Origin of the sequence: Wielerella bovis (genome assembly GCF_022354465.1) — a bacterium.
GTDB lineage: Bacteria > Pseudomonadota > Gammaproteobacteria > Burkholderiales > Neisseriaceae > Wielerella > Wielerella bovis.
This window is the reverse complement of the sequence record NZ_CP092361.1, coordinates 1897498-1914392: the sequence shown is the minus strand read 5'-3', so window position 1 is coordinate 1914392 and position 16895 is coordinate 1897498. Positions and strand designations below refer to the sequence as shown.

Sequence of the window (16895 nt, the reverse complement as noted above, 5' to 3'; positions counted from 1 at the left end):
AGGCTGTAATCCATTATCCGCTGTTCGGTCAGCATGTGCCGAACATACTTATTTTTCAATCCGTTCCACTACAAAACGTACTGTATCGCCTGCATTCAATAGAGTTGGCGGCATGGCGGCAGCCTGAAACAGTGGTGCAAAAGTGCGCCCGATAATCTGCCAACCGCCTGGCGAAGCAAACGGATACATGCCTGTTTGTGCACCGCCAATGCCTACCGAACCTGCAGGCACAGACGCACGCGGCACGGCACGGCGTGGTGTGTGTAAGTTTTCAGGCAATCCTCCCAAATAGGGAAAACCAGGCTGGAAACCCATCATAAATACGGTGTAAGTAGGCGCAGTGTGGCGAGCAATCACTTCAGCAGTAGTAATACCGTGAAAAGCGGCAACTTCTGCCAAATCTTCGCCAAATTCGCCACCATACACCACAGGGATATCAACATGTCGTCCCTGATGATGACCTGCTTGAGTCCGCTCCCAAATTTCTTTCAGGCTGCCTGAAAGCGTTATTAAATCGGTGCCGTAGTGGGTAAAAGCGGTAACGTTATTCATACCAACCACCACTTCGGCAATCTCGGGTAATGCTTGCAGCGAATCGGCAAATGCCCACCATCGTTGTTGTTTGGACAATTCGGCAGGCGGCGGCAAAGTGCAACACAAGGCATTCTCGCTAATATTGTTAATTTCTATCATAATTTAGTTAAGTTTTGTTATTTTTTGTGAAAATATAAAATACTACAACTAATTTGTCAATGCAGTAACCTGAAAATACCGACTATTTGAAATTTTGCCAATTCTGAATTGAAATACATAATAGATTTCCTGCGAAACCAAGAATTAAAAACCGGCCTAAAGATTTACAACAGTGTTAATTATATTAATTATTAAATTCAATAGGTTATAATAATTTCAATAAGGATAGGCAAGCATTTTAAAAACTTTGGCTGCCTGAACAAAGCTAGACAATTCCCCACCCAAACATTACAATTCTTATCAACTTTAAATCTATTTGACCCAAGCCGTGAACCAGCAAGCCTTTGATTTTGATGAACCTGCTTACCCCACATTTGATAAATTGCTTGGCACAGCCAATGCCGAGCTGATTTATTATTTGCAACAAGAACATGACCAGTTTTTGTATATTTGGGGCGAACAGGGTTCAGGTAAAAGCCATATTTTGCAAGCGTGGGTTGGGCAGGCGTTGCAAGCAGGGCAAACGGCGGTTTATATTGATGTGGGTCATACCACGCTAACTGATGCCGCCGCAGATGCTGATTTTGTGGCAATTGACCAAGTGGAAAAGCTCAACGCAAACGAACAAGCAGTTTTATTCTATATATTCAATCAATTCCGCAATAGTCATAAAGGACATTTATTGCTTTCTGCCGATGTTGCACCTGCTAAATTACAGTTGCGTGAAGATTTGCGTACCCGAATGGGATATTGCTTGGCATACGAAGTTAAATCATTGAGTAAACAAGAAAAAATTGATGCGTTGAGCAATATGGCAAAAGCAAGGCAACTCAACATTGACCCGATGATTTATCAGTATCTGCTTGACCATTGGCGACAAGATTTGAATAGTTTAATCAGTATGTTCAATGATTTAGCTAATTATTCTATTACACAAGGCAAGCCCATTACTTTGCCGCTTTTACGCCGTTTACTCAAACAACAGGAACAATCATGAAAAATCTTGCTATTTTTGACCTTGACCACACGCTTATCAACATCGATAGTGATAATGAATTTCCTAAATTTTTAATTGAAAAAGGTTTGTTGGATGCAGAAGAAGCGGCTGCGAAAAATGAACAATTTTATCAAGATTATTTGAATGGTTGCCTGAAAATTGAAGATTTTGTGGCGTTTGAAATTGAGCCAATTCGACATTTAAATCGTACACAACTGGATGAATTGCATCGTGAATTTGTGGAAACACACATTAAACCGCATATCAGCAATATGGCGCAAATGTTGGTGCGTGGACACCGCGAGGCGGGTGATGAGCTATTGGTGATTTCGTCTACCAATGAATTTGTGATTACGCCAATTTGTCATTTGTTTGGCATTACCAATATTATTGGAACTCAGTTGGAAGTGGATGCTGATGGCTATTTTACGGGAAAAGTGGTGGGTGTGCCGAGTTTGCAAGGCGGTAAAATTACACGCTTGGATGAATGGTTAATGGCGCGTGGCGAAACTTTGGCTGATTATAGTAAAACATATTTTTACAGTGATTCGCATAATGATTTGCCGTTGTTGGAAGCAGTGGATGAAGCGGTTGCTGTTAATCCTGATGCTGAATTATTGGCTCATGCAAAAAAACGAGGATGGGTGGTATTGAATTTTATGTAAAATCAATATGAAAGGCAGCCTGAAAATTTTCAGGCTGCCTTAATTTTTAGTCCCTATATTTTGCCAAATTAAACAGGTTCAATAAACGATACACCTGCTAAATGTGCTGCCATAATTGCTTGCTTGATTGCAGTTAAGGCTTGTGGGCGTACAAAGTTACGGCGATATGCTAATAAAACGCGACGGCTGGGTACAGGCATTTCAAATGGAACGATAGAGAACAACATATGGTCGTTATCGGTTAATGCAGTTGATGGCAAAATACTGATACCTAAACCACTAGCAACCATGTGGCGAATGGTGTTTAATGAACTGCCTTGCAAGGTGCTTGCCAAACCTGCTACGCGCTGTTTGGCTGCTAACTCGCTGCATGAGCCCAAAATTTGGTCGCGCATACAGTTGCCTTCGGTCAGCAGCAAGACATTTTCTTCTGCCAAATCTGCGGTAGAAACGGCATCCAATTCTTCAAATTTGTGTCCTTTGGGGACAATCACAAAGAATGGCTCATCATACAATGGGATAGTTTCTACACCCGATTCTGAATAAGGTTCGGCAACAATAATTGCATCCACTTCGGCACGTTTGAGTGATTCAGTTAGCGCATGCGTATAATTTTCTTCTAAAATTAATGGCATTTTAGGCGCAACATCACGCAAAGCTACGATTAATTTGGGCAATAAATAAGGTGCAACGGTAAAAATTAAACCTAGTTTAAATGTACCTTCCAGTTGGTTTTGTTCCTCATTTGCCAAATGGCGAATGACTTCTACTTCTTCCAATACACGCCGTGCTTGCGACACAATGCGTGTACCAGATTCAGTCGTAATCACTTCATTGCTGCTGCGGTCAAATAGTGATAAACCCAATTCTTCTTCCAATTTTTTAATGGCAATAGAAAGAGTTGGTTGGCTAACATGGCAACGTTGTGCAGCACGACCAAAATGTTTTTCCTGCGCCACTGCCACAATGTAGCGTAACTCAGTTAAAGTCATGATTATCTCCCTTTTTTAGCGGATTCAGGCTGTTTAGATGTTCCTGTTACCTTATTTTCAGGCAGCGTGATATTTAATGCCAACATATCCACGCCATCTTGTTTTTCATGGGAAATATTGATGTCATCTAACTCAATTTTCACATATTTAGACAGCACTTCCAGCAATTCTTTTTGCAAAGTCGGCAAATAATCGGGCGTACTGTTTTCTGCATCACGATTGGCGCGTTCTTGCGTGATGATAATTTGCAAACGGTCGCGTGCTAAATTAGCAGTTGTTTGTTTTTTGCCAAATAATTTATCAATTAAAGACATGATTTAGCCTCCAAACAATTTTTGGAAGAAACCTTTTTTCTCCACTTCCAAGAAACGAATAGGGCGATTTTCCCCTAATAAACGGGCTACTACGTCTTCATATGCTTGTGCTGCAACGGCATCACTTTGGTGAATTACGGGTTCGCCAGCATTTGATGCTTGCAATACATTTTGCGATTCAGGAATCACACCAATCAATGGAATACGCAAGATGTCTTTAATATCATCAACCGACAACATTTCGCCTTTTTCCACACGCTCGGGTGAATAGCGAGTAATCAGCAAATGTTCTTTGACTTGCTCACCTTTTTCAGCTTTGCGTGATTTACTTTGCAAAATTCCTAAAATACGGTCAGAGTCGCGCACGGAAGAAACTTCTGGGTTGGTGGTAACAATCGCTTCATCGGCAAAATACAATGCCATTAACGCACCTGTTTCAATCCCTGCTGGCGAGTCGCAAATAATGTATTCAAAACCCAATTCTTTAATCAAGCCACTCAAAACACGCGCCACGCCTTCTTTGGTCAAAGCATCTTTATCGCGCGTTTGAGAAGCGGGCAAAATAAACAAATTTTCGCAATGTTTGTCTTTAATCAAGGCTTGATTCAAAGTTGCTTCGCCTTGAATGACATTGACTAAATCATAAACCACGCGGCGTTCGCAACCCATAATCAAATCCAAGTTACGCAAGCCCACATCAAAGTCAATCACGGCTGTTTTATGACCGCGTAACGCAATACCTGTTGCAATGCTTGCTGATGTGGTGGTTTTACCAACGCCACCTTTACCTGATGTTACTACAATAATTTTTGCCATTGTTGTTTACACTTTCTTGTTGAGTTAATTGTTTTTTCAGGCTGCCTGAAAATAGATAAATCTAAAATAAGCATATTTGAAACAGTATTTTGATACAAATTAGCTATACCTTATTTTAAATTCTTTTCAGACTACCTAATTATTGCGTATTAATCGCTGAAATCGCTAAACGGTCATCTTCTTGCAATTCAATCCGTACCGCATGTTTGTGCAAATGTGGTGGCAGATTTTGTTCAAATACACGATATATTCCCGCGATAGAAACCAACTCTGCTTGCATAGATTGAATGAAAATCCGCGCATTTTTATCGCCTGATTCGCCTGCTAATGCACGTCCACGCATTGGTGCGTAAACATAAATATTACCATCTGCAATCAATTCCGCACCCTCGCTAACTATGCCCAACACCAATAAATCGGATTTTTGTGCGTAGATTTGCTGACCAGTACGCACTGGGTGATTAATGACCATTGTGGGACGTGCAGTTAATTCTAATTCAGGTTCAGTTTCAGTTTCGGCGTTTTCAGGCTGCTCTTCAGATTCATTGTTTTCATTATCAGAAGATACAGTTTGGATATTGGCGGTTTCTTCAGATTCTGCGTTTTCAGGCTGCTCTTCAGATTCATTGTTTTCGTTATCAGAAGATGTGGTTTGAATATCCGTATTTTCTTCAGATTTTATGTTTTCAGGCTGCTCTTCGGATTCATTATTTTCATTATCAGAAGATGCAGCCTGAATATCGGTATTTTCTTCGCATGATGCGTTTTCAGGCTGCGTTACATCATTTTGTTGTGAAAGCGCGACAGCTGCATCATGTTCAGCTAAATCAGCAGCTTCATCGTGATGTTCAGATGAGATAGTATGTTCATGTTTTTCCGATGATAGCCACATTAATCCTGCTTGTTTGGCTTTATCCGACCAATCATGTTCATTGTGGCGTAATGCCACGACACGCAACTGCTGTGCCGCAAAGATTGCCACAATTTTCTCCAAATCCAAATGATTACTAGAAGATAAATGGCTGGCATCTAAAATAAAAGGCATAGATGTAAAGATTTGATATTGTTCTTGTTTTTCTGCAAGAAGTGCCGCTATGGCTTCACTGTCTGTTGTGCTTAATCGCACAGTGAGTGCTTCTACACGCAAGCGTGCAGATTTTAAATCAAAAGCAGGTTTCATATGGATATGATTGTTTTATTCAATTAAGGCTGGCAGTTTACCTGTTTTAACCTATTTATTCAAGGAATATACAGAGGTAAATGGTAATTCTTTTCATAGGGATTTTTTTGGAGAAATGGCTAATTTATGTTGTGAAATTAGGTGTTAATAGGTAATGCTTTATTGAAGATGGAACTCATAACTTTAAAATGTGCGCCCATGATTTTAATAGTTTACTTTTATCGCTATTTTATTGTTTACCGTATTATTTTTATATTATGTTTTTAGGCTGTCATTTAGCTTCTAGCATAAATAGGCAGCCTGAAGGGGGTATCATGCATTGAGCTTGTTATCTGCAAAACAAATATTGTGTCTAACCTAACTATGCTGTTATTAACCTCTAAATTCATCATAAAAATGAATAAGCATATTGCATTTTAAAAACAGGGACTTTACAATGCCCATTCCTTTTTTAACAACTCCTAACGAGAAGATAAGATAATGAAAAAAACCCTGTTAAGCACCATCATTCTGATGACTCTGGCAGCCTGTGGCGGTCAATCTAACCAAAACGCTGATAAAGCTGCGCCTACAAGTACAACAGCTGCCTCTGGAGCAGCGGTTGCAAGTAATTTGCCGCAAACTGACACGTTGAATATTTACAACTGGTCAAACTATGTGGACGAATCCACTGTGGAGGACTTCAAAAAAGCCAACAATTTGAATTTGACTTATACCTTGTATGAAAGCAATGAGCAATTAGAAGCGAAAATGCTGACAGGTAAATCTGGTTTTGATTTGGGCGTACCAGGGATTGCATTCTTGCCACGTCAAATTAAATCAGGTGCTTATCAGAAAATCAACAAAGATTTGATTCCAAATTACACCAATATTGACCCTGCTTTGTTGAAATTATTGGAAGAGGCCGACCCTCAAGCAACTGAATATGCTGTGCCTTATTTCTCTGGTGCCAATACTTTGGCGATTACTGCAAAAGGTAAAGAATTATTGGGTGGACAGCTGCCTGAAAATGCTTGGGATTTATTGTTTAAACCTGAATACACCAGCAAATTGAAATCATGTGGTGTGGTATTGTGGGATTCGCCAAGTGAAATCTTCCCGATTGTGTTGAACTACATCGGTAAAGACCCGAAAGGCACTAATCCTGCAGATATTGAAGAAGCAGCAAAAGTGTTGCAAGGGATTCGTGGCGACATCAAGCAATTCAAAGCATCGTATATTGATGATTTGGCTAACGGCAATATTTGTTTGACTGCGGGTAATGGTGGTGATTTGAATTTGGCAAAAGCGCGTTCGGAAGAAGCCAAAAATAATGTTGGTATTGAAGTTTTGACACCAAAAGGCATGGGCTTTTGGGTGGAATCTTGGGTGATTCCGAAAGATGCCGCAAACGTTGCCAATGCACACAAATACATCAACTACACGCTAGACCCTGAAATTGCGGCAAAAAATGGTAATGCGGTAACATTTGCACCAGCGAGCTTGCCAGCACGTGAGAAAATGAATCCTGAATTGGTGGCAACGCGTTCTATTTTCCCAACAGCAGAAGATATGGCAGCGGGTTTTGTGATGCCACAAATGTCCGATGAGGCGAAAAAACAAACAACTGCACTGTGGCAAAAATTACGCATGAAATAGAATTTTTGCACTTAAAAGTGTGATTTTTTAACAGGCAGCCTGAAAACACGATATGATGTTTTTGGGCTGTTTTTTATGGCTCATAATGGGGAAAACAAATTTTTAAGCTATTGTGATTATTTAGCTGTCATTCTATCTAAGGAGTAACACACATGAAACCAAGTATTTTATCTACTTTGATTTTGCCTGTTGTATTGTTGGCTGCTTGTAATGATGCACCACCTGCAGCTCAGGAACAAGACAAAACGGCTGCTACTACGGAAACTGCCACAGGTTCGGCTACGGCAACTGTGCAAGAATCCAATAATGGTGGTGAAACCTATATTGTGATGAGCCAACCATCTTATCCACCATTTGCCACTCGTGGCGATAAAGGTGAAATGATTGGGTTGGATATGGATTTGCTCAATGCGATTGCCAAAAAAGAAGGATTTAGTCTGAGATTTGTTCCTCATGCGATGACGGGGCTGTTGGAAACAGTGAATGCAGGGGAAGCGGATATTGTGGCAACGGGTGTGAATATTACACCTGAACGTGAGCAGCTATACACATTCTCTAAATCATATTTTGATGCGAAATGGGTTGCGATTGTTGATAAACAACAAAACCAATTCAACAGTTTTGACGATTTAAGAGGTAAACCGATTGCGGTACAAAAAGCCAGTTTGTCTGAAACGCAATTAAAAGCATCGGGGATTACCGATAAACCTGTATTGGTGGATACGGTGTATATGGGTTTGACTACAATGGCGCAAGGCAACGCAGTTGCAACTTATGATGTAGATGCAGTGCTGAATACTTATTTGAAACCCGATGCTTCTTATTACACTTTGGTTGATGAAAAATCGGGAACCATTCCATTTGGTTGGGTATTGAAAAAAGGCAATACTGAATTGAAAGCCAAGTTGGATAAAGGTATTGATGATTTGAAAGCTGATGGCACTTATCAACAAATTATCGATAAATGGTATCCAAAAGCAGCACAATAATTAGGAGTATTAAAAAACCGCATAATTTAATATGCGGTTTTTTGTTTTCAGGCTGCCTTTTATATTAAGCATTTTATAGTGAATTCAATTTAAACAATAAGGCAGCCTGAAAGTATTGCACATGATAAAATAAGCACTCACACAACACAGGTTTTCGGCAATATGGACACATTATTCAGCATGAAAGTATTTTGCCAAGTGGTGCAAAGCGGCAGCTTCACACGCGCTGCCGATTTATTGGATATTTCCACGCCAATGGCAAGCAAACACGTTGCCCATTTGGAAAAACACATTGCCGCGCAACTATTGTATCGCAACAACCGCAGCCTGAAACTCACCGAACAAGGCGAAGCCTATTACCGTGATTGCGTACACGCGCTGGAATTGCTCGGGCAAGCAGCCGAACAAGCAGCTGCAGGCAAAACCACGCCACAAGGTACTTTACGCGTGAGTGCGCCTGTTTGGTTTGCTTGCGACAAATTTGCCCGCATGGTCGCCGCGTATCAAGCACGTTATCCCGAAGTGGACGTGGTATTAACGCTAACCAATCGCCATGTGGATTTGAACAGCGATGGCGAAGATTTGGCATTGCGTTTGTCGGATAGTCTGTCCGAAAACATCATCGCCAAACGATTGGGTGCCATCCCATTTTATTTGGTCGCTACACCCATATATTTAGCGCAACATGGTACACCGAAAACACCGCAAGATTTGGCGCAACACAACGTTATTTTGCCAACTTATACCGATATGTCGCAGCTGAAACTGGATTATTTAGGTGAAGAAATTTCTGTTCAGTTACACGGTAAAACACGCAGCAACCACACGCAAATGGTAGCGGCAATGATACGTTCAGATGCGGGTATTGGCTATATGCCTGCATGGTTGGCGGACGATGATTTGGCAACGGGAAAATTGGTACGTTTATTACCCGATTTGCCAATGATTGAGCCACCGTTATATGCCGTGTATGCCAATCGCCAATTTATGAAAGCCAAAGTCCGCAGTTTTATTGATTTTATGGCGGAACAATGTGCTTAATTCAATCAAATAGGCAGCCTGAAAAAAATATAGTTGTTTAAAATAGAAATAAGACAAGGCGACAGCGACCGCCGTGTACATCTAGTACATAAGGGAGCTGGCAACGCGGTATTATTTTTATTTTAAACGACTATAAAAAACACATTTTCAGGCTGCCTTGTCAATAAAAATAGTGAAAGAACAAAAAATATGAATAAAAAACGCCCATCACGCCGTTTATCCATTGCCCCGATGCTGGATTGGACTGACCGCCATTATCGCTACATGGCGCGACAAATCAGCCGTCACACATGGCTCTACACCGAAATGATTAACGCAGGCGCAATCGTGTATGGCGACCCAGAACGTTTTTTGCTCAAAGACGAATGCGAAAATCCTGTTGCCTTACAATTAGGCGGCAGCGAACCCGCTTTGCTCGCCCAAGCTGCCCAAAAAGCCGGCGCATATGGTTACGATGAAATCAATTTAAATTGCGGCTGCCCCAGTCCACGCGTACAAAAAGGCGCGTTTGGTGCCTGTTTAATGGGCGAAGTGGATTTGGTTTCAGGCTGCCTGAACGCCATGCAAGATGCGGCACCCGATTGCGATATTACCGTAAAACACCGCATCGGCATTGACCGTCAAACCGATTATCAAATCGTGGCGGATTTTGTCGGCACCTTGCGCGACAAAACCGCGTGTCGCACTTATATTGTTCACGCGCGAAATGCGTGGCTGGACGGCTTGTCGCCCAAAGAAAACCGCGATATTCCGCCGCTGAAATACGATTATGTTTATCGTTTGAAACAAGAATTTCCTGATTTAGAAATCATCATCAACGGCGGCATCAAAACCAACGCAGAAATTGCCGAACACTTGCGCCATGTGGACGGCGTGATGATTGGGCGCGAGGCGTATCACAATCCAATGATTATGCGTAATTGGGATAACTTGTTTTACGGCGATATGCAGCCTGAAATCGCGTATGACGAATTGGTACAACGCTTGTATGCCTATGCACAAACGCAATTAGCTGCCAATCGTGGTACGATTTTGCGCCACATGGCACGTCATTATTTGGGTTTGATGCACGGTTTACACGGCGCAAAAGTGTGGCGCAGAATGTTGTCGGATGCGGATTTGCTGAAAGACAGTCGCCCTGAATTATTGCTGGAAGCATGGGCGGCAGTGGAGCGTGGTTTGCAGGAAGAATCTTTATCATGATGGTTTTCAGGCTGCCTATTTAATTATAGTGAATTCAATTTAAACCAGTACAGCATTGCCAGCTCCCTTATATACTAGGTGTATATGGCGGTCGCTGTCTCCTTGTCCTGATTTAAATTGAATCCACTATAAATAGGCAGCCTGAAAATAAAGTGAAGATATTTTTAGTCGGTTTATTGAGTTTCAGGCAGCCTGCGCATTCTCACGCACAATCTCACGCAACGACCAACGCGGTTTCACATCAAATGCCCCAGCCCGTAGCGCCTGTGCCACTTCGTGTTGCAAACGCATGGCACCTGCAAACGCAATCATCGCGCCATTATCGGTACAAAGCGGAAGTGGCGGAAAATACGTTTGCACCGTTTCAGGCTGCCCTTTTGGCGTGGGCTGCACGGTTAAATTTGCCAATTCTTCGCGCAATTTCCAGTTCGCGCCCACGCCGCCCGCCACCACCAAACAGCGAAATCCCGTTTGCAACAACGCCCGTTTGGCTTTCGCCACCAACACGTCCACCACCGCATCTTGAAAGGCGCGACAAATATCATTGCGCATTTGTTCGGGCAATGCGTCTGTGGGCGATAAATTCAGTTCCGCCCGCGTTTTTTCTACTGCTGTCAGCACCGCCGTTTTCAAGCCCGAAAAACTCATTTGCAAATCAGGGCTATGCAACATGGGGCGCGGGAAACTGAATGTTTCAGGCTGCCCTAATTTCGCATATTGCGACAAAATCGCACCTGCTGGATAAGGTAAACCAATCAGTTTTCCTGTTTTATCAAAAGCTTCCCCAGCCGCATCATCTACTGTTTCGCCGAGTAATTCGTAATCGCCAAAATCGCGTACCGCCATAAATTGCGTGTGTCCGCCAGACACTAGCAACGCAACAAAGGGAAATTCAGGCACATCGTCCGCCAAAAGTGGCGACAACAAATGCCCTTCCAAATGATGAACAGGTAAAACCGGCTTGTCTAATGCAAACGCCAAAGCATTGGCATACGCTGAACCTGCCAACAATGCGCCACCCAAACCCGGCCCTTGCGTGTAGGCAATTGCGTCTAAATCACTGTATTGCAAGCCACTTTCCTGCAAAGCAGCCTGCGTGAGTGGCACCAGTCGGCGAATATGGTCGCGGCTGGCAAGCTCTGGCACCACACCGCCATATTCGGCGTGCATCGCCATTTGTGTGTGTAACTGGTTGGCAATTAAGCCTTTTTCTGTGTCGTAAATCGCGATACCTGTTTCATCGCATGATGATTCAATTCCTAATACTATCATTTTGATTTCTTTTAAATGTGTTTTCAGGCTGCCTGAAACCTACTCTCTATGGGAATAGATTGTGGGTAATCAACAATTTATCGTGCAGGGTAGGGCAGCCTGAAAATCATGATTTTTAAAAATCAACCGATTGATAAATAGTTATTTATTCAGGGTTGATAATAAATGGGTGAGCCAGGTCCAACGGGTAAACCTAAAACAAATACCCAAATACAGAATAATAAACTCCAAGCCAGCAAGAAAATGACTGAGTAGGGCAGCATAATCGCAATCAAACTACCTACGCCAATGTCTTTTTTATAGCGAATACACACCGCTAAAATCAAGCCGAAAAAGCTCATTAAAGGTGTGATAATGTTGGTAACAGAGTCGCCAATGCGGTAGGCAGCCTGAATGGTTTCGGGAGCGTAGCCTGCGAGCATTAACATGGGTACAAAAATTGGTGCGGTTACTGCCCATTGTGCTGAAGCTGAACCAATCATTAAATTGATGAATGCACAAATCAAAATAAAGAAGAACATCAACGTACCTCCTGTTAAGCCAATGTTTTTCAAAAATTCTGAACCTTGTACGGCTAAAATAGGGCCCAAATTACTCCAACTAAAATATGCAACGAATTGTGAAACAAAGAAAATTAAAACCAAATATAGAGCCATAGATTTCATGGAACTTTCCATGCCTTCAATGACTTGTGCGCTGCCTTTCATTGTTCCTGCTACGCGTCCAAACACAATACCTGTGATGGAAAAGAAAATAAATACAAACGCTACAATACCATGCATAAAGGGTGAGTTGGTAATTGAGCCTGTTTTGGGATTGCGCAAAATACCATTTTCAGGCAGCAGTAATGCCAAAACGATGCCAGTTAGAATGAGTAAGGTAACACCAGCTGCTTTCAAGCCGCGTTTTTCTTCATTTGTTAATTGTTGCATATTGAGATTATTTGCATCTTGTAAACCTTCTTCTGGCTCGTATTTGCCCAAACGTGGTTCAGTAATTTTTTCAGTAATCAACCAACCCAATAATGAAATGAAAATGGCACTAAATGCCATGAAATACCAGTTGGCTTCTGCTCCAACGGTGTATTCTGGCGCAATCATGCGTGCAGCTTGTTGTGTGATACCTGACAAAATTGGGTCTACCGTACCAATCAATAAATTGGCACTATAACCTGCCGATACCCCAGCAAAGGCTGCCGCAATGCCCGCAATTGGGTGTCGTCCCAAAGCATAAAATACCATGCCAGATAAGGGGATGATGACTACATAACCTAATTCAGAAGCCACGTTAGAAATTACACCTGCAAACACAACGGCTAATGTAATCAATCGTTTAGGGGCATTTAAAATCAGCGCACGCATAGCAGCAGAAATTAACCCTGAACGTTCTGCCACACCCACACCTAATAATGCAATTAATGCAGAACCCAAGGGTGCAAATCCTGTGAAATTGCTGACTAAGTTTTCCAGTATTTTGACTACGCCTTCGCCATTCATTAAATTGACGACGCGTATCATACCATCTTCGGCACGACCTTTTGCGCCTTCTGGACGTGGGTCAATGACACTCCAATCAAAATAAGAGCCTATTGCCGATGTGAGCAGTAAAATACCGATAAAAATCAAAAATAGAATCACAGGATGTGGCAATAAGTTACCTAACCATTCAATTGTATTGAGTAATTTATGCAAACGTTTGTTTTTTAAGGAATCAGATTGATTCATAACAGCCTCCTGAATGCAAAAATTAAATGAAAACAAGGATTATGGTGTAGTAGTTTAAAAAATTCAAACAATTAAATGGTATATATGTAATGAAAAACAGAAATAATTGTTTTCAGGCAGCCTGAACAGTAAGTAGAAAGGATTTTTTGTGATACCAAAAATTGTTTTAATATGATTAATCTATTATTCAATCCACTATATTTTGGTTCAAATGTTTTGCGAAAATCATTAATTTGACAGGAAAGTTTGGGAAAGCAATTATATTAAAATATTTATAAAGCAATAATTTATTATTTAATTTTATGAAATTTTTATTCTGGCATACTTACTAACAGATATAAAAATTTAGTTTCGTTTTATAGTTGTTTGAAATTATAGTGGATTCAATTTAAATCAGGACAAGGCGACAGCGACTGCCATGTACACCGAGTACATAAGGGAGCTGGCAACGCTGTACTGGTTTAAATTGAATTCACTATTAAGTTGTAGAAAATGATAAAACGGCGTGGATTATAACGGAAAACGGATGTTAAAACTACATCAGACTACATTATTTGGAAAAGAAAATGCTACCTGAAACTTTTGCAAGACCTAAAATGGTAGGTTGAATTCATGAATCCGACATTTCTCAGACTAAGCAAACATTTGTTTTTATTTTAATAATGTTGGATTTTAATATCCAGCCTACAAATTTTCATGCTGCCTGTATTATTTACCAATGTCGCAATCTCTCTAATGCTTCCGCCAAAGAATAAGTCCCATCTAATTGATTTTGTTCAAACACCATCATATAACGGTATTTGTGCCCATCATTCAGTGCATTGGCGGCATTTTCCCATGCCAAACCTGCACGGATTTTTGCTTGACTGTCGCTGCCGTCCAGTTGGCTGCCTTTGGTTTCCAGTAAAATGACTGTACCGTTTTCAGTCAATAAAATAAAGTCGGGATAGTGATTGATAAAAGCATTGATGTAAAAGCCTTTTCGCTCCTCATTCCTATGCCACCAACGCAAGCGGATACCATCATCTTGCAGAATTTGGCGCAACATTTTTACTTCAAAATCACTCATTTTGCTTTCACGGCTGTACAGGCTTTGGCTTAATGGTACAGCCAGTTCTTTGGGCAAAATTTCGGGTGAAAAAGCGTACATGGGCTGCAAAACAATATCATCAATATCACGTTGTTTCTTAAATTCTTTTTCCGAAAATTCACGCGCCAAGCCGTCAATTTTCTGTTTGATGGCGGCAAAATATTGATGCAGATGTTCAAAGCAATGTTGCCGTTGCGCTGCCGCCATGGTGTTCACAATATCGCGTAAATATTCGCGTACGTCGTTGTCGCTAATCGGATAGAAACTTTTTTTGTCAGCCAATTCAAACAGTTTTTTAACCAACATTTTTTGCTGACTTTCATCGCTGCTTTGGCTGAACAAATCGGCAAAATACTGTTTTTCTTTGCCTTTGAGTGGCGAAAAATCCACTTTGCCTTTTTCATCAATTTCACTGGCATACAGCACCGTTTCAATATTGCCAAAGTCAATGTTTCTATCGGCTTTTCGTAATTCAAATGATGTAAGCAAATTATCTTTATCAAACAAGACTTTTTCACTATTTTCCACAAACAATTCATTGCTGAAACCTGCTTGCACAAATTGTGGCAAACGGAAATTCATCATTTCATTCACAAACTCATCGCGCATTTTTTGCATATTGGTTTTTCCTGATAATTCGGGTGGCAAAGCATGTTCGGTTTTTTGTGCCGTGTGGCTGAACGCTTGGCTGATTTGGGCGGTATTTTGTTGTAATTGTGCCATTTTTTGTGCAATCGGATTGGACGATGAAACCGCCATACCGTTTTCAGGCAGCTTGAATGTATTGGGAATGCGCCAATTCTCATCATCAACACAGGGTTCAGATGGCATTTCAGGCGCAGACAAACTCAATTCAGGCTGCACAACAGTTTCAGGCTGCCTGAAATCGTTTTCAGTTTCATTTTCTGTTTCTTGTGCAATACGGTAGTCTTGTTCGCTGAACCCTGCTGCATTCAAACCTTTTGCCACATTAGCCAGCGTTTCATGAAATTTCTCGGAAGATGTGAACACATAGCTGCAATTCAGTTCAGGCAAAACATGGTTTCGCGCATAGGGCTGGCGCAACACACGCCCCACAATTTGAGTAACGTCCACCACCGAAGATTTGTTTGCCAAACTCGCCAAAATATAGGCAAACGGGCAATCCCAGCCTTCTTTGAGTGCATTCACGGTAATCACAAAGCGAATGGCACAATCAGGTGACATCAAATCCACATTTTTCAGCTCATTGATTTCGCTGGTTTTCATTGCAATTTGATTTTCTGGAATGCCCAAATTCAGCAATTCCTGTTTCACTTTATCAAACGTGGCTTTGTCGTCTTTGCTGCGCGGTTCGGCTTGAAACAGCACAATCGGGCGGATAAAGGCTTGCCCACTGTTTGTGGCAGCGATTTCCAAATTGTGGCGCAAAGTCATTGCTGCCATCATTACATCGGCTTGGTTACGCTGTTGGCTAATCATCAAAGGCAGTTTCACCATTTGTTCTTTTTTCAGTTCCAATGCGCCGACATAGCTGATGATATTGCTTTTTTCATGCGGTGTGGCGGTCAGTTCCAATACAAAACTGGGATTTAAATTTGCCAACATTTCTTGCGATAAAGTTGTGGTGGCATTGTGGCTTTCATCCACAATCACAACAGGTTTTAAACCACGCAACACATTGATTAAAGAAGTATTGTCGTATTCTGCCAATTCGTTTTCAGGCTGCCTGAAATCGGCAAACGATGACAAATTGGGGTTTTCACGATAAGCGCGTAAAACATCTTTGCTGCGCCCTTTTAAGCTGTCAAACGTCATCACCAGTATGGACACACCATGTCGCACAGAATCGGCGTCAAACTCATGTCCGCGTAACACTTTTTCTTTGTCCAACACACTCACTCGCCCTGAAAAATCCACGTTCAGTTTTTGGCGGTATGGGTGTTGCAGATTGCCCAAGTTGGCAAGCGTTTGCGACAAAATGCTTTCAGACGGCACCAGCCAAACCACCATGCGTGGTTCTTGTGCGCCAAAATATTCACGCGCCACAAAAATCGGCTGCAAAGCATTGACAGCAATAAACGTTTTACCGCCCGCCGTCGGGACTTTCACGCACACATTGGGCGCACCGTTTAATTTATCGTGATACGGTTCAATTTTGTCTGCCGCCAAAGGGGTACACGCGTGGTTTTGCCAATATTCGGCAAAACTGCTTTTCAGGCTGCCTGAATGTGCCAAAAGCACATTTAAATAGGCTTGCAAATCGTCAATCACGGTTTGCTGATATTTTTTCAATTCCATT

General features: G+C 41.7%; 14 protein-coding genes. 6 read left to right on the top strand and 8 right to left on the bottom strand.

The features are described 5' to 3' along the window. Nucleotides 1-48: 48 nt before the first annotated feature. The gene (gene pxpB / locus MIS45_RS09315; RefSeq protein WP_346766872.1) at nt 49-696 is read right to left on the bottom strand and encodes a 5-oxoprolinase subunit PxpB; all 648 of its coding nucleotides are present in this window, start codon (nt 694-696) and stop codon (nt 49-51) included. Nucleotides 697-1021: 325 nt separating this feature from the next. On the opposite strand from pxpB, the gene hda reads away from it, so the two are divergent. After that, nucleotides 1022-1690, top strand: coding sequence for a DnaA regulatory inactivator Hda (gene hda / locus MIS45_RS09310; protein ID WP_249451374.1), 669 nt, complete (start codon nt 1022-1024; stop codon nt 1688-1690). Further along, a complete protein-coding gene (locus tag MIS45_RS09305) occupies nt 1687-2355 on the top strand; it encodes an HAD family hydrolase (protein WP_249450328.1) in 669 nt (222 codons plus the stop codon). Before hda ends, MIS45_RS09305 begins: the two co-directional genes overlap by 4 nt. Nucleotides 2356-2423: 68 nt before the next feature. Here MIS45_RS09305 and MIS45_RS09300 read toward each other — a convergent pair whose 3' ends face one another. From MIS45_RS09300 to minC, 4 genes are all read right to left on the bottom strand, one after another. Beyond that, complete coding sequence (locus MIS45_RS09300; protein WP_249442342.1) at nt 2424-3347, bottom strand: LysR substrate-binding domain-containing protein; 924 nt, start codon at nt 3345-3347, stop codon at nt 2424-2426. Nucleotides 3348-3349: 2 nt separating this feature from the next. After that, nucleotides 3350-3661: a cell division topological specificity factor MinE gene (minE, locus tag MIS45_RS09295; RefSeq protein WP_249446715.1), complete on the bottom strand. Its 312-nt coding sequence runs from the start codon at nt 3659-3661 to the stop codon at nt 3350-3352. A gap of 3 nt (nt 3662-3664) precedes the next feature. Further along, nucleotides 3665-4477 carry a septum site-determining protein MinD gene (gene minD / locus MIS45_RS09290; protein ID WP_249442340.1) on the bottom strand — a complete coding sequence of 271 codons (813 nt, stop codon included), beginning with the start codon at nt 4475-4477 and terminating at the stop codon, nt 3665-3667. 139 nt (nt 4478-4616) lie between these two features. After that, the gene (gene minC / locus MIS45_RS09285; RefSeq protein ID WP_249450327.1) at nt 4617-5657 is read right to left on the bottom strand and encodes a septum site-determining protein MinC; all 1041 of its coding nucleotides are present in this window, start codon (nt 5655-5657) and stop codon (nt 4617-4619) included. 480 nt (nt 5658-6137) lie between these two features. Between minC and MIS45_RS09280 the strand changes: the two genes are divergently transcribed. From MIS45_RS09280 to dusA, 4 genes are all read left to right on the top strand, one after another. After that, on the top strand, nt 6138-7295 hold the full coding sequence (locus MIS45_RS09280) for an extracellular solute-binding protein (protein ID WP_249450325.1): 1158 nt from the start codon (nt 6138-6140) through the stop codon (nt 7293-7295). A 152-nt stretch (nt 7296-7447) separates the two neighbouring features. Next, nucleotides 7448-8284 (top strand): substrate-binding periplasmic protein, encoded by an 837-nt coding sequence (locus tag MIS45_RS09275; RefSeq protein WP_249450324.1) that lies wholly within the window; start codon nt 7448-7450, stop codon nt 8282-8284. Between the two features lie 162 nt (nt 8285-8446). After that, complete coding sequence (locus tag MIS45_RS09270) at nt 8447-9325, top strand: LysR family transcriptional regulator (protein WP_249450322.1); 879 nt, start codon at nt 8447-8449, stop codon at nt 9323-9325. Nucleotides 9326-9514: 189 nt separating this feature from the next. Next, on the top strand, nt 9515-10528 hold the full coding sequence (gene dusA / locus MIS45_RS09265) for a tRNA dihydrouridine(20/20a) synthase DusA (protein ID WP_249450321.1): 1014 nt from the start codon (nt 9515-9517) through the stop codon (nt 10526-10528). A gap of 183 nt (nt 10529-10711) precedes the next feature. On the opposite strand, the gene tsaD is transcribed toward dusA, so the two are convergent. The 3 genes from tsaD to MIS45_RS09250 form a co-directional block, all read right to left on the bottom strand. Continuing rightward, nucleotides 10712-11800 carry a tRNA (adenosine(37)-N6)-threonylcarbamoyltransferase complex transferase subunit TsaD gene (gene tsaD, locus MIS45_RS09260; protein ID WP_249450320.1) on the bottom strand — a complete coding sequence of 363 codons (1089 nt, stop codon included), beginning with the start codon at nt 11798-11800 and terminating at the stop codon, nt 10712-10714. Nucleotides 11801-11949: 149 nt separating this feature from the next. Beyond that, the gene (locus tag MIS45_RS09255) at nt 11950-13524 is read right to left on the bottom strand and encodes an AbgT family transporter (RefSeq protein ID WP_249450319.1); all 1575 of its coding nucleotides are present in this window, start codon (nt 13522-13524) and stop codon (nt 11950-11952) included. 712 nt (nt 13525-14236) lie between these two features. Beyond that, nucleotides 14237-16894 (bottom strand): DEAD/DEAH box helicase, encoded by a 2658-nt coding sequence (locus tag MIS45_RS09250; RefSeq protein ID WP_249450317.1) that lies wholly within the window; start codon nt 16892-16894, stop codon nt 14237-14239. Nucleotide 16895: the final 1 nt, after the last annotated feature.

Excerpts from the sequence above, each read along its gene's own strand:
- tsaD (WP_249450320.1), bottom strand. The coding sequence starts at position 11,800 with ATGATAGTATTAGGAATTGAATCATCATGCGATGAAACAGGTATCGCG.
- MIS45_RS09270 (WP_249450322.1), top strand. The coding sequence starts at position 8,447 with ATGGACACATTATTCAGCATGAAAGTATTTTGCCAAGTGGTGCAAAGC.
- MIS45_RS09305 (WP_249450328.1), top strand. The coding sequence starts at position 1,687 with ATGAAAAATCTTGCTATTTTTGACCTTGACCACACGCTTATCAACATC.
- minC (WP_249450327.1), bottom strand. The coding sequence starts at position 5,657 with ATGAAACCTGCTTTTGATTTAAAATCTGCACGCTTGCGTGTAGAAGCA.
- dusA (WP_249450321.1), top strand. The coding sequence starts at position 9,515 with ATGAATAAAAAACGCCCATCACGCCGTTTATCCATTGCCCCGATGCTG.
- MIS45_RS09255 (WP_249450319.1), bottom strand. The coding sequence starts at position 13,524 with ATGAATCAATCTGATTCCTTAAAAAACAAACGTTTGCATAAATTACTC.
- minE (WP_249446715.1), bottom strand. The coding sequence starts at position 3,661 with ATGTCTTTAATTGATAAATTATTTGGCAAAAAACAAACAACTGCTAAT.
- MIS45_RS09300 (WP_249442342.1), bottom strand. The coding sequence starts at position 3,347 with ATGACTTTAACTGAGTTACGCTACATTGTGGCAGTGGCGCAGGAAAAA.
- MIS45_RS09280 (WP_249450325.1), top strand. The coding sequence starts at position 6,138 with ATGAAAAAAACCCTGTTAAGCACCATCATTCTGATGACTCTGGCAGCC.
- MIS45_RS09275 (WP_249450324.1), top strand. The coding sequence starts at position 7,448 with ATGAAACCAAGTATTTTATCTACTTTGATTTTGCCTGTTGTATTGTTG.
- MIS45_RS09250 (WP_249450317.1), bottom strand. The coding sequence starts at position 16,894 with ATGGAATTGAAAAAATATCAGCAAACCGTGATTGACGATTTGCAAGCC.
- minD (WP_249442340.1), bottom strand. The coding sequence starts at position 4,477 with ATGGCAAAAATTATTGTAGTAACATCAGGTAAAGGTGGCGTTGGTAAA.